The sequence below is a fragment of the Vibrio ulleungensis genome (genome assembly GCF_016900875.1).
Lineage (GTDB): Bacteria > Pseudomonadota > Gammaproteobacteria > Enterobacterales > Vibrionaceae > Vibrio > Vibrio ulleungensis.
This window is the reverse complement of sequence record NZ_JAFEUM010000003.1, coordinates 162,474-174,868: the sequence shown is the minus strand read 5'-3', so window position 1 is coordinate 174,868 and position 12,395 is coordinate 162,474. Positions and strand designations below refer to the sequence as shown.

General features: G+C 46.1%; 9 protein-coding genes. 4 read left to right on the top strand and 5 right to left on the bottom strand.

All coding sequences use genetic code 11. From position 1 onward, the window contains the following. Nucleotides 1-87: 87 nt before the first annotated feature. From JQC93_RS09395 to JQC93_RS09385, 3 genes are all read left to right on the top strand, one after another. Nucleotides 88-1,704, top strand: coding sequence for a methyl-accepting chemotaxis protein (locus JQC93_RS09395; RefSeq protein WP_205158192.1), 1,617 nt, complete (start codon nucleotides 88-90; stop codon nucleotides 1,702-1,704). 153 nt (nucleotides 1,705-1,857) lie between these two features. Beyond that, nucleotides 1,858-2,940 carry a transporter substrate-binding domain-containing protein gene (locus JQC93_RS09390; RefSeq protein WP_205158191.1) on the top strand — a complete coding sequence of 361 codons (1,083 nt, stop codon included), beginning with the start codon at nucleotides 1,858-1,860 and terminating at the stop codon, nucleotides 2,938-2,940. Between the two features lie 173 nt (nucleotides 2,941-3,113). Continuing rightward, nucleotides 3,114-3,431: a DUF2750 domain-containing protein gene (locus JQC93_RS09385; RefSeq protein WP_236009498.1), complete on the top strand. Its 318-nt coding sequence runs from the start codon at nucleotides 3,114-3,116 to the stop codon at nucleotides 3,429-3,431. A gap of 75 nt (nucleotides 3,432-3,506) precedes the next feature. On the opposite strand, the gene JQC93_RS09380 is transcribed toward JQC93_RS09385, so the two are convergent. Beyond that, on the bottom strand, nucleotides 3,507-3,989 hold the full coding sequence (locus JQC93_RS09380) for a low molecular weight protein-tyrosine-phosphatase (RefSeq protein ID WP_408068595.1): 483 nt from the start codon (nucleotides 3,987-3,989) through the stop codon (nucleotides 3,507-3,509). A 336-nt stretch (nucleotides 3,990-4,325) separates the two neighbouring features. Here JQC93_RS09380 and katG point away from each other — a divergent pair, with 336 nt between their 5' ends. Continuing rightward, nucleotides 4,326-6,524 (top strand): catalase/peroxidase HPI, encoded by a 2,199-nt coding sequence (gene katG / locus JQC93_RS09375; RefSeq protein ID WP_205158188.1) that lies wholly within the window; start codon nucleotides 4,326-4,328, stop codon nucleotides 6,522-6,524. A 73-nt stretch (nucleotides 6,525-6,597) separates the two neighbouring features. Here katG and JQC93_RS20395 read toward each other — a convergent pair whose 3' ends face one another. The 4 genes from JQC93_RS20395 to JQC93_RS09355 all read right to left on the bottom strand — a co-directional run bounded on the left by JQC93_RS20395 (nucleotide 6,598) and on the right by JQC93_RS09355 (nucleotide 12,358). Then, entirely contained in the window at nucleotides 6,598-8,040 is a 1,443-nt protein-coding gene (locus JQC93_RS20395) for a sensor histidine kinase (RefSeq protein WP_205158187.1), read from the bottom strand. Then, nucleotides 8,037-8,741 (bottom strand): response regulator transcription factor, encoded by a 705-nt coding sequence (locus JQC93_RS09365; protein WP_205158186.1) that lies wholly within the window; start codon nucleotides 8,739-8,741, stop codon nucleotides 8,037-8,039. Before JQC93_RS09365 ends, JQC93_RS20395 begins: the two co-directional genes overlap by 4 nt. Nucleotides 8,742-8,884: 143 nt before the next feature. Continuing rightward, a complete protein-coding gene (locus JQC93_RS09360; RefSeq protein ID WP_205158185.1) occupies nucleotides 8,885-10,510 on the bottom strand; it encodes a polysaccharide lyase 6 family protein in 1,626 nt (541 codons plus the stop codon). A gap of 72 nt (nucleotides 10,511-10,582) precedes the next feature. Then, nucleotides 10,583-12,358 (bottom strand): sodium:solute symporter family protein, encoded by a 1,776-nt coding sequence (locus JQC93_RS09355; protein WP_205158184.1) that lies wholly within the window; start codon nucleotides 12,356-12,358, stop codon nucleotides 10,583-10,585. Nucleotides 12,359-12,395: the final 37 nt, after the last annotated feature.

Here is a 12,395-nt window from a genome sequence, read left to right as displayed (position 1 = left end):
TTGTCTTACTTTGTGACAATTCCCCTACACTTTCCAATGTTAATTTTTTAAAGTAGTCGTTCTATTCTAAAATGGACACATTCATCAATGCCCTCCCTAAAGGATTTTAACGTTCGCAGCAAAATGCGAATTCTCATTTCTCTTTCCGTTGCACTGCTTTTTCTCAACTGTTATGTCATCTTGTATCAGAACTATCTGGACATGCACCAAACTCGGCAGCAAAGCATTCAACAACAAGTAGAAGCCGCAGCCTCTATGCTGAGTGGTTTTTCGACTCAGAATCCAAATGATAAAGAGCAAGCCAAACTACTAGCGATCGACGCGCTTCGTCATGTTCGATATGACGAAAGTAACTATTTTTGGATAACCGATACCAATAGCAACTTGGTTTTGCACCCTCTACGACAATCGAGCGAAGGGAAATCGATGGCGCAAGTCACCGATGCAAGTGGTCACCTGCATTGGGCTGAGATGACGCGTACAGCGCTGTCGAATAAATCGGGGTTTGTTAAATACGATTGGCTGTCACCGCAAAATGACGTTCATCATAAAGTCTCTTATGTTCAACTAGTGCCTGAATTTGGGCTCATTGTCGGTAGTGGCGTGTTTACCGACGACATCGACCAAGCCTTTTGGTCAGATATCCGCTCTACGCTCTTGTTCTCTTTAGGCAGTATCGCGTTGCTTCTGTTCTGTTCTCGCTGGATTGTGTTCGATATCACCCGTCCACTGCAACAGCTGCGTACACGAGTAGGGGAGCTTGAAAAAGGTGATCTGACCGTGGATTTCGCTTTGATGCGCAAAGACGAGATTGGCGATATAGCTCACGCCTTAGAAAACTCTACCAGCATGTTTAGAACCACATTAATAAGAGCTAAGGAAGCTGGCGATAGCGCAGAAGAAATGGCGCAAAATGTCTCGGTTACTAGCGCTCAAAGCGCCAGGAACCTACAAGATCAGCAGCAGCAACTGGCTCAGCTTTCAGTGGCAATGACAGAAATGAGCGCAACCATTAATGACGTTGCACGTAATACTCAATCTGCGTCAACCAATAGCAGCAGTGTCAAAGATGACCTCAATGTAAGCTATGAGCTGATGAATGAGACCTTATCAGCGGTGCAGCAGATGACTCAGTCTATAAGTCACTCTAGCGAAATGACCAATGCGCTCGAACAAGGTGTTAGTGACATTACGTCTGTGACCAAAGTGATTCAGGATGTATCAGAGCAAACCAACTTACTGGCTCTCAATGCTGCCATTGAGGCCGCTCGCGCTGGCGAGCAAGGGCGTGGTTTTGCGGTTGTAGCCGACGAAGTAAGGCAATTGGCTGGAAGGACTCAATCGTCCACCAACGAAATCCAATCCACGATTGATGTACTCACTCGCCAATCGAATGAGGCCGTCAGTTCCAGTGAGGAGTCAAAGACTATTGTGCAGTCGACTAATGAATACGCAAAGCAGACGCAAACTCTATTAAACGGCGTTCAGCAAGCGTTATCCGATACCGATGACCTTATCTCTCAAATCGCAACCGCAACCGAGCAACAAGGTAGCGTGACCGAAGAAGTGAATAGTAATGTCGATCATATCAGTGAAGCAGGTTTGGAAATCAGCAAATCAGCGCAACACCTTAATCAGCAAATTGATGCACTAGCCCAATCGGCAAACCAACTCAATAAAGAGCTTAAGCAATTCAAAATCTAGCGCCAGTAAGCACTTAGACTGACGGGGCACGCAGTCATGGCTGCGCACCCCGTTTATTTATCAAAACGAAATGCTGCCCATCCCCTTTTGAGAAGGCATTCTGGCCTGTAGTGCATATACTTATTCCACGTTTAACAGCACAAAGGTGGGGTTATGATGCTTCGCAACACACACTGGTTATGGGCACTGATTGGATTGTTTATTGCCCTACCCGCTCATAGCGCGCAATCTATTCAAGTCGGAAGCTATAACTGCCCCCCATTTATCATCGAATCCACCAGCGATGACCAAGTTGAATATCGAGGTCTGAGCGTTTTGCTTTGGGACCAGATAGCCAAAGAATTGGATATCGATTATTCATTAAACAATTTTGAACTAGAAGCGCTATTGCAAGAGGTAGAGGCCAGTAGCATTGCTGTAGGCATTTCATGCATCTCCATCACACCTGAGCGCGAAAAGCGACTGGATTTCACTCACTCTTTTTATGAGACCCATCTTGCCATCGCGGTAAAACCGATAGGTATTGGTGGCATGGTGATTAACTTAATCACCAACGCAAAGCTATGGAAAATACTTGGCTTAGTTGCACTGGTGGCTAGCATAGTGGGCGCGATTTACTATTTTCTTGAACACCGAGTAAACAGCAAACTCTACTCAATGAAGTCCAAATCGGCACGAGGTATTGAAGGCTTCATCCTAGGCCTACTTTTTATTACCAAGGGACCCTTTAACTATTATGAATTCCAAACATTAACTGGGCGCGTATTAACCGTACTACTGGCGGTGATCACCACCTTTGCACTGGCAAGCATTACTGCGTTACTCGCCAGTAGCTTAACCCTTGGCGCACTCACTTCAGACATTAATGGTCCTAACGATTTAAGAGATAAAAAAGTGGCGGCTAAACTCGAAAGCACTGCCTCTAAATACCTGACGAGGCGTGGCATTCACCATACCACCTATGAAGATCTCGACGGATTGATGACAGCACTGGACAACGGCAGCGTACAGGCTATTGTGGCGGATGATGCCGTGCTTAAATACACCATTGGGCAGGCCAATTTAGAAGGGTTACTCGAGGGAATCTCGGTTTTGCCTTATCAATTTGAAAAACAAAACTACGGACTGATACTACCAGAAGACAGCCCTCTTCGAGAAAGCATTAATCAAGCGTTGTTAAAGGTTCGTGGTAGTGAGCAGTGGCAAGCGTCGTTAACGGAATACCGGCTGCAATAAATAGCACCGCTTGGATGAGCCATGTATGCCTGTTATAAACAGAAAAGCGTGCAGGCTAACATTGCTACCGTCACACTTTCCTGACATCATTCATCCCATAGGTCGATATGAACCTACTTATCCATTAAATGAGGCTCGAACGTATGTCTATTTCGAAAGACCCAACCGAACGTATGAATCAATTTTTTAAGGCGGCAGCGTCGCAACGTAAGATTTGGCTTTTAATTGACGAGCACGGTAGTGTATTACTTAATACCGAAGAAGAAGAGTGTGTACCCGTTTGGCCAACCGAAGAAGATGCACTTGCTTGGGCAACAGAAGAGTGGGAAGGGTTTACCGCAGAAGCTATTTCTACCGCTAAATGGCAAAGCCGCTGGACCGTTGGTCTGGCAGAAGACGATTTATCGGTGGTGGTATATCCCGACGAAAATGGAGAAGGGATCGTACTGTTTCCAGACGAATTTGAATTTGAATTGAAAAAACGTCTTTAGCCGAATATAGAAGTGGGGCCATTGAGCCCCACTTTTACCGATTTACTGAACCTCAACACCAACCGTCAAAATACGCTATTGTACTCTGCGTTGAATTTCAGCCAGTACGTTGTCACTGGCTTCCTCAATCAAATCCAACACAATTTCAAACCCTCTGGCTCCACCGTAATAGGGATCCGGAACTTCATCCAACTCCGCTGAGCTAAACGCTAAAAACAGTTTTACTTTATGTTGGTGCTCCGTTGGAGCCATTTCTAGCATATCGCTCAAGTTGGCCTTATCTGCAGCAAGCAGCAGGTCAAAGTTTTGGAAATCTTGTTCAGTCAGCTTTCTGGAGGTGATTCCATCAAAAGAATACCCCCGTGCTTCACCTGCTTTTTTACTGCGAGGATCTGGTGGATTCCCTTTATGAAAGCCAATCGTACCCGCTGAGTCAACGTCTACAAAGTGCATACCTTTTTCTTGAGCTTTTGCTTTTAGTACCGCTTCGCCCGTTGGTGAGCGACAAATATTGCCCATGCAAACTACCAGTACTTTAAACTTCTTATTGGATAACAAGGCGTTAGTCCTTCTATGAGTGTTACTGCCAAACTGGCTTTTCAAAAGCCAATACTATCAGTACGTTAGATTTACTTGAGCTAACAATAGCACTGTGTCTTAGCCCAAGAAAGTACCTAAATCATCAATAAGCATCGATTACAGGCAAGATCTTGAATTTGATATTACTCTTGATAGAGGTTTGACCTAGATCAATCCAAGGTCCGATAACGCGGTTTCAAAGAACAAATAACCGGTTTCTAAACTATTTGTAAACCGAATCTTGTACGACAAATGCTAGGTTTATTCAGTTACATAAAATGTAAGTCTACAGATTTGTATTTAAGGAGAAATCAAATGCACGGTGAACAAGCATCAGCAGGGAAATGTCCCGTCATGCATGGTGGCAATACCACTTTAGGTGGTAAAGCAACTAAAAACGTAGATTGGTGGCCTAACCAACTGAACCTAAAAATTCTTCATCAAAACGACACTAAGTCCAATCCACTGGGTGAAGCGTTCAACTACCCTCAAGCGTTCAAAACTCTTAACTTAAAAGCAGTTAAGCAAGACCTTGAAGCGCTAATGACCGACTCACAAGAATGGTGGCCAGCAGATTACGGTCACTATGGTCCGTTCATGATCCGTATGGCGTGGCACGCAGCCGGTACCTATCGTACCGCCGATGGTCGCGGGGGCGGTAACACGGGCAACCAACGCTTTGCACCGCTAAACAGCTGGCCAGATAACGGCAACCTAGACAAAGCACGTCGCCTATTGTGGCCGGTGAAAAAGAAATACGGTGCCAACCTCTCGTGGGGTGATCTGTTTATTCTGGCGGGCAACGTTGCGATTGAGTCTATGGGACTTAAGACCTTTGGTTTTGCTGGGGGTCGTGAAGACATCTGGGAACCAGAAGAAGATATTTACTGGGGCGCAGAAAGTGAGTGGCTTGGTGACGAACGTTACGATGGCGAGCGCGACCTAGAAAATCCATTGGCAGCGGTACAGATGGGTCTGATTTATGTTAACCCTGAAGGCCCTAATGGCGACCCTAGCATTCTTGCTTCTGGCCGTGACATTCGCGATACCTTTGCTCGTATGGGCATGAACGATGAAGAGACCGTAGCACTGGTTGCAGGCGGTCACACCTTTGGTAAGAGCCATGGTGCGGGTGACCCAGAGCTTATGGGACCGGAGCCAGAAGCTGCCCCTCTAGAAGAGATGGGCTTTGGCTGGAAAAATGGCCACGGCAGCGGCCATGGTGACGACACCACAACCAGTGGTATCGAAGGCGCTTGGACACCAAATCCAATTCAGTGGGATAACGGCTACTTCGACATGCTGCTCGGCTACGACTGGGATTTAGTTAAGAGTCCAGCGGGTGCTTGGCAATGGGTACCGGTAGGCGTGACAGAAGAGCATAAAGCCCCTCAAGCACACGATGCGACAAAACGCGTAACGACCATGATGACCACTGCAGATATGGCAATGCGCATGGACCCTATTTATGGAGAGATCTCTAAACGCTTCCACGCCAACCCAGATCAATTTGCCGATGCATTTGCGCGAGCATGGTTTAAGCTGACGCACCGCGATATGGGTCCAAAGAGCCGCTATTTAGGGGAAGAAGTACCGAGCGAAGATTTGATCTGGCAAGATCCTCTTCCAGCCGCGCCAGCCTCTGTAATTAGTGACAGCGACGTTGCGCAGCTGAAGAAGTTGATTGCCGACAGTGAATTGTCTGTTTCTGAGCTGGTATACACAGCTTGGTCTTCTGCCTCGACATTCCGTGGTTCTGATTACCGTGGCGGTGCAAACGGTGCACGCATCCAACTTGCTCCACAAAAAGGTTGGGAAGCAAACCAGCCAGAGCAACTTGATAAAGTATTGACTGTATACAAATCAATTCAGTCTAGCTTTAATGCCAATGGTAACACCGTGTCTTTAGCCGACCTTATTGTTCTTGGCGGTAACGTAGCCATTGAGCAAGCGGCAAAAGCCGCCGGTCAAGACATCGCGGTACCCTTTGCCGCGGGCCGTGTAGACGCAACTCAAGAAGACACTGACGCGGAGTCGTTTGAGGTTCTTGAACCTATCGCAGATGGCTTCCGTAACTTCGCTAAGAAAACCTACTCTGTTCCAGCGGAAGAGCTACTGCTCGACAAAGCTCAGCTTCTGAAACTAACCGCGCCAGAAATGACTGTATTGGTAGGTGGTCTTCGTGTGTTGGGTGCAAACCATGGCGGTACTGCGCACGGCGTATTTACTGACAAACCAGGAACATTAACCAACGACTTCTTTGTCAACCTTACCGATATGGACACAGAGTGGAAACCAGTATGCCCGCATAACAGTGCATACGTCGGAACAAGCCGCAGTTCTGGTGAGAAGAAGTGGACTGCAACTCGTGTAGACTTAGTATTTGGCTCTAACTCACAACTTCGTGCTTTGGCCGAGGTCTATGCCTGTGATGACGCAAAAACTAAGTTTGTTAGCGACTTTGTGGCCGCTTGGGTCAAGGTGATGAATGCTGATCGCTTCGATCTTGCCTAATAGCTCAATGTAAAAAAACCAAAAGGTGAGCACAACGCTCACCTTTTTTATTGGTTGGTATTAGCGCATGGCTTTACGCAGTATTTATCTTGTGCGGCATGCGAATGATAAACTCTGTCCCATTGGCTCCATCAGAGTGAGCTTTTATCTCAGCACCGTGCATATCCAATATCCCTTTTGCAATCGTCAGTCCTAATCCGGAATTGCCGTCAGACCCACTTCGAGCCGGCTCTATCCGATAAAAACGGTCAAAAATATGTTCAAGTTTCTCTGGTGCCACACCACAACCACTATCTTTGATCCGCAGTTCACAATAACCATCACATTGCTTACCGCTGACCACGATCTTTCCACGACTAGGCGTGTGGCGAACAGCATTTTCCAGCAAATTACCCAGTACTTGTAACATGCGCGCTTCATCCAAATAGAGGCTAGGAAGCGTCGATTCAAGATTGAGCAGCAAGATGATCTGTTTCTCTTCACATTTGGGTAAAAAGCGCTGATGAACTGCAACCAACAACTTATCAAGTGGTACTTCCGACAGTTGTAAGCTCAGGGATTGTGAGTCGGTTTTGGCCAATAGATTCATATCTCTTATCAATCGCTCAACCAGTTTCAATTCATTGCGGACGATCTTAAGTCGCTCATTATTAAGCTCAACATCACCGTTTTGGGCCATCTCTATATAGCCCGAAATCACTTGAATAGGCGTACCCAGATCATGAGTGATATCGGCAGTCAAACGTCGCCTTTTTTGGTCGGCCTGAGTAAGGCTTTCGCTCATTTTATTAAAGCCAAGCGTCAACTCTGCCAATTCATTGTTCGACGTAACCGGTACCTGTTGATATAGACGCCCTTTGGCCATAGAGGACATCGCGCTATATAGCCTGTCCATCGGCTTTAAAAGCCAACGGGAGAATACTTGACCAAAAATGAGTGAAACAATTACGCCGACAATCAGCGAGATTTTGAATATTTGAGTAAAATTATCTTGAAACAGTTCACGTTGCGAAGCAAGACTTAAGCCTGTCGCTTCAGGAGGGACTATCCAAGCGACTAAAGTGCCCTCAACTGTTATCGGTTGTGCTTCTCTTAAGTAAGCGCTAGAAATGACGTCCCCTACCCTAAAACCAAGAAAGTTGGCGAGCACAACATTTGATTGACTTACTATGCCGTGACGCTTTGGTCCTTCAGGACCTCTTGGTGGTGTCTCTCCTGGCTCTAGACTATTAGACTCTTCTGCTGCTACTGGATTAGGGTTGTCTTCACGTGTTCCGGCCAGTTGGATGTACTGCGGATGCAGTGTGACAAAATAGGCTTCAAATCCTCGCCAATCTTTTTCGGCCTCATACCAACTGACGATCTCTGCGATCATTTCTTCTGTCTGGTAGTTCAATTTCAACTGAGAAATACGTTGCTCAGAGGTAAAAACGACTAGCGCGTAAATGACACATGCCGTAAACACACTCACCAATAAATAAGTGGCGACAAATTGATAGCGTAGGGGCCACTTCACGATCCAATGACCTTTAACCGATACCCAATTCCAAACACGGACTCTATCTCTACCTGCCCTTTAGTTGAAGGCTCCAGCTTTTTACGAAGGTTTCGGACATGGATCTTCAAGGTGGACTCACTCCCACTGAACCCTTGTTCAATGAGACTGCACGATATTTCCGCTTTGTTAACCGCACTTTCCACCGATTGCATCAGCTGCTTCAACAGCGCACACTCGGCTTTAGTGACATCAATAACTTCATCCTCTGCTCGCAGCTCGTTACGGGTTATGTCTAGGGAAAGCGGGCCCGCTATTAACTGGTCATTGTGAGTAAAGCCATGATTGCTACGTTTCAATACCGCTTTGATTCGCGCCAGCAACTCTTGCATGCGAAAGGGTTTAATAATGTAGTCATCGGCGCCGTGGTCAAAGCCCCTCACGATGTCTTGTTCTTCTTGTTTAGCACTAATTAGGATAACGGGTAACTGGCTGTTTTCTCGAATTTTATCCAATAATGCATACCCATCCATCAGCGGCATCATAATATCGAGCAGCACCAGGTCGGGCTTTGATTGCTTAATAATTTGTAACGCTTCAACGCCGTTTGAGGCGCTCACTACCGAACAGTTGTGGCTGGTTAAAAAATCGTTTAACAGCTGTTGAACACTAAGTTTGTCATCAACAACCAAAATGCTCAAGGTTCTAGATTGGCTATCCAATGCTCATGTCCTGTCTGAAAATACTACTTAAGAGTTACCATAATAGTGCGTATAGGCAAGAAAAAATAGTCGGCATTTATTGATTAGGCTGGAATAAAAAAGACCAGCCCACATTGATGAAGGCTGGTCGTAATGACGCAGATTTACTTATTGGTATTGATCAATTCATAATCCGGGCCCGCAGTGTCTGCGGTCACAATAGAGAGCGCGTCAACATCGGCACCGACGCCTTGATATTGGTTAAAACCATTTACCGAGGTTTTAGTTGGCAATACCGTTGAATAGTCAGAGATTTGCTCACTTTGAGTCACTGTTCCGACGTACACTTCATTGCTGTAGCTTGTGTCAACCAGCGGCAGCTCTTGCGTGGCTCTCACGCTGACAAAGTCCGGATTGTCATGGTTATCCACCATATTGCTGTCAAAGTGGATTCCAACACCAGCAAAAATGGTTCCGACTTCGTCGTTGTTAAACAAGCTCACGCGATGCGTTTGGTTGCCATAAACGATGCCCCATTCAGTGTCAGTCAGGGTATTGTTGCGAATGGTGATATTTTTAGGCGTCCACTGCTTGTTTAGCTCTTTGCCTTTAACATCTTGATCCAACACTTCATTGTTCGCGACATCGATAATACCGGTATTGATCACAATACCGCCACGTAAGTCAGCATTGCCTTCAATTTCACCATCGCGGCCGCGCGTACCGTCAATGTAGTTGTTTTCAATGACATGGTCTTCATCGTAAATACGCATGCCGCCAGTCAAACGTTTTTCGTTACCTAAAATCACGTTGTCTTTGACGGTGTTCGCTTTACCGTGACGTAGTGAGATAAGCCCCGAGCTTTCAAAAATGGTATTGCTCGAAATTTCGTTGCCGCCTGACTTAATGGAGATCAGCTCACGCTCACCATCCATATCGATCATCAAGTTATTGGTGATCTTAGTGTTGGATCGATATTGTGAGGCTTTAGAGTCCCCAACACGAATCGCTTCCCAGCTGTTGCCGTTGTATCGAATCGCTTCTTTAATATCGAATTCGTTAAACTGATTGGGCTTTTGATCCAAAAACAGGTTATTGGCAATAAGGTGATTATCCGGTGTCTCATCCTTTTGCACGCCAATCAATGTGCCGCGTTTCTGCTTGCCTTCAAATCGGTTATTCAGTAATTGTCCTTCTTTGCCCCATAGTGATACCCAAAGGTATTTTGGGTACTCAGCGCGGCGCTCATCTGGGAGGTACTCATAATCGTGATTGAAGTAGTAAAAGGTCGAATTTTGTAGGGTATTTTGGTCACCCATCAAACGAACGCCGCCAAAACGTTCTGCCGGTCCACCTTCAGTAAACACCAAACCATCGACTGTGATCCCGTTACCTTCAAGGTTTAATTGCACAAGCCCAGTCAACCAAACGCTGCCAGGTTGTTCGGCCTTTATAGTGATATTGTTGGCAGTAATATTTACCACATCTAAGTGGCTGTATTTACCCGCAGCGATAGTAATAGTGCTGCCATCTACTGCGTTTTCTAATTGCTGTTTTAGCGCCTCAACTTGAGCCTGTGATTGCTCTTTAATTGTTGCGCCATCAACTGTAGCTAACCGATCCGTGGCTAATAAATCATTCCTTGTCAAAGATTGCACCGAATCCAGCATCATCACAGATGATGCGTTTACGGTATCAATCGTTGTTTGCGTGTCTGATTGTATGCAGCCGACTAGCCCAAAGGTGGTCAGTGAGGCAACAATCATGCTTGAAAGGAGTGTTTTCTTCATTTTTGTTAGCTTCTTTTCTATTTTTTGGAAAGGGTCTAGCGACTCACAATGAGCCGCTAGTTATAGGTAGTGTTAGCTATCTGTTGCAGGGTCCAGTTGTTCAACGTTATCGTCAACCGCCTTAACCAGCAGCAGACCGACCAAGAACACAATGGCACCACATAGAACAAATATCATGCGTCCCCATAGTGGGTTAGGCAGTGCAAACATAGCCATAACACCCACGCCAGCCACAGCGATCAGTGAGCCAAGCATACGACGCTGTTTGTTATCCAGCTTCTTCTGCTCAGTAGACTCTGCGACTAGAGGTGTGCTTAGGTTCTCGAAGAACTTGTCTACGTTCTTCTGGCGTTCTTCCGACAATGGCTTGTAGAACAGCGTAGTTAGGCAGAAGAAACCAGCGGTAAAGATCAAGTGACCAATTAGACCAATCGCTACTTTAAGATCTGACCATTCACGTCCGGTTAGCGGCTCTAGGTTGAACCAGTTAGCGACCATCTCTGCGTTGATTACAAAACCAACGAAGTAAGAAACGACTGCACCGACAACCAAGGTACCCCAACCTGCCCAGTCTGGTGTCTTCTTAATAAAGAAGCCACAGAACGCAGGAATGGTCATCGGGAAGCCAATCAACGCACCCACGTACATCATGGTGTCAAACAGGCTTAGTCCTTTTAGCGAGTTGATGAACAGCGCCACCAAAATAATAGCGATACCGAAGAACGTAGACGTCAATTTAGAGACAACCATCAGCTCTTTTTCAGATGCTTGAGGGCGAACAATCGGCTCGTAGAAGTTCTTAACGAAAATGCCTGAGTTACGGTTAAGTCCAGAGTCCATAGACGACATGGTTGCTGCAAACATTGCCGCAATCAACAGACCCACCATACCTGCTGGCATGTACTCTTGAACAAAGTATAGGTAAGCGAAATCACCCGCTTTTGAGCCTGCATCAGGGTAAGTTGCTGCAAGGTCAACGCCTTGACCGGCAATGAACCAAGAAGGCATAAACCAAATAATTGGGCCCATAGTCATCAAGATACACGCCAATAGCGCGGCTTTTTTAGCGTTTTTCGAGTCTTTTGCCGCCAAGTAGCGGTACGAGTTCAACATGTTGTTGGTGATGCTGAACTGCTTGAAGAAAATGAAGAATGCCCAGATGCCAAAGATGCTTAGGTAGTTAAGATCGTTACCTGAAACAAACGAACCGCCCTCTTGAATTGGGAAGTTGTTAACAATTTCACCGACGCCGCCACCTTGAATAATAGCTACAACCGCACAGGTAACCGTCACAGCCATAATAATGACCATCTGCATAAAGTCAGAGGCAATAACCGCCCATGAGCCACCAGTAACCGACATCACCAATACAACCAAACCGGTCAATATGATGGTCGTGGTCATATCAAAACCAAAGATACCCGAAGCGATGATCGCCAGACCATTTAGCCAAATACCGGCTGATATCACGCTGTTTGGCATACCTGACCAAGTAAAGACTTGCTCGTTCAGTTTACCAAAACGCATGCGAATCGCTTCAATCACCGTCACAACACGTAGTTGGCGGAATTTTGGAGCGAAGTAAAGGTAGTTCATCAGATAACCAAATGCGTTGGCCAAAAAGATAAACGCAACCGCGAAACCATCGGTATAGGCTTTACCTGCAGCACCAGTGAACGTCCAAGCACTAAACTGCGTCATAAACGCAGTCGCACCGACCATCCACCATAACATGCTGCCGCCTCCGCGGAAGTAGTCACTAGTGGTACTTGTGAATGTTCTAAACATCCACCCTATGGCAATTAAGAATAAAAAATAAATGCCGACTATAGCAGTATTGAGATCCATAATATCTTCTATTTATTAGTGTGTGGGAGAGATGTAT

Bases quoted from the DNA above. Each gene is read 5' to 3' on its own strand.
- JQC93_RS09395 (WP_205158192.1), top strand. From the start codon at position 88: ATGCCCTCCCTAAAGGATTTTAACGTTCGCAGCAAAATGCGAATTCTC.
- JQC93_RS09390 (WP_205158191.1), top strand. From the start codon at position 1,858: ATGATGCTTCGCAACACACACTGGTTATGGGCACTGATTGGATTGTTT.
- JQC93_RS09385 (WP_236009498.1), top strand. From the start codon at position 3,114: ATGAATCAATTTTTTAAGGCGGCAGCGTCGCAACGTAAGATTTGGCTT.
- katG (WP_205158188.1), top strand. From the start codon at position 4,326: ATGCACGGTGAACAAGCATCAGCAGGGAAATGTCCCGTCATGCATGGT.
- JQC93_RS09360 (WP_205158185.1), bottom strand. From the start codon at position 10,510: ATGAAGAAAACACTCCTTTCAAGCATGATTGTTGCCTCACTGACCACC.
- JQC93_RS09355 (WP_205158184.1), bottom strand. From the start codon at position 12,358: ATGGATCTCAATACTGCTATAGTCGGCATTTATTTTTTATTCTTAATT.